The 644-nt window shown below is 43.3% G+C and carries 1 protein-coding gene; it reads left to right on the top strand.

Translation table 11 applies throughout. The features are described 5' to 3' along the window. The coding region (locus H3V12_RS11075; RefSeq protein WP_198214711.1) for an autotransporter outer membrane beta-barrel domain-containing protein at window positions 1–644 on the top strand (644 nt) is incomplete at both ends.

Below are 644 nucleotides of genomic sequence, written 5' to 3'. Positions count from 1 at the left end.
CCGGTAATGGTATTGAGGTTATCACTGTTGGTGGCACTTCTACTGCGGATGCTTTTGCTCTGAAAAGTGATTATCAGTATGAGGGGCAAAATGCTGTTGTTGGAGGGGCTTATGCTTATTCGCTCCATCAAGGGGACGGAAGTGACGGCAGTTGGTACTTACGGACACTTGATACAACCTATTTCCCTTCGATAATTTCAGGGAACCCGACACATCCTTTAAGTCCTGTTTATCAGCCAGGTGTAGCTTTATATGAAGTTTACCCACAAATTCTTCAACAAATGAATAAGCTTGGTACACTGGAACAGCGTGTTGGTAATCGTACATGGCTTGGACAACATGAAAATGGTGTTGACGCAGCCGGATTGACAGAAGGTCGTGGTTTTTGGATGAAGGTTGAAGGCTCGGCAAGCCATATCAATTCGGATAAAAGCAAAACCAATGCGAATTATGATTTAAACATTGCTAAAACACAGCTTGGCTTGGACTTTGAAGCTATTGAAAATACACAAGGCACATTCATTGGTGGTGTGTACTTCCAATATGGCCATGCTAAAGGCGATATCTCGTCACGTTTTGGCGAAGGTGATATCAAAGCAGATGGTTATGGCCTTGGTGGAACATTAACATGGTACGGCAATAAC

Source organism: Bartonella sp. W8167 (assembly GCF_016100335.1).
GTDB lineage: Bacteria > Pseudomonadota > Alphaproteobacteria > Rhizobiales > Rhizobiaceae > Bartonella > Bartonella apis.
Note: the sequence above shows the minus strand (reverse complement) of the source record. Positions and strands in the feature narration are given on the sequence as shown.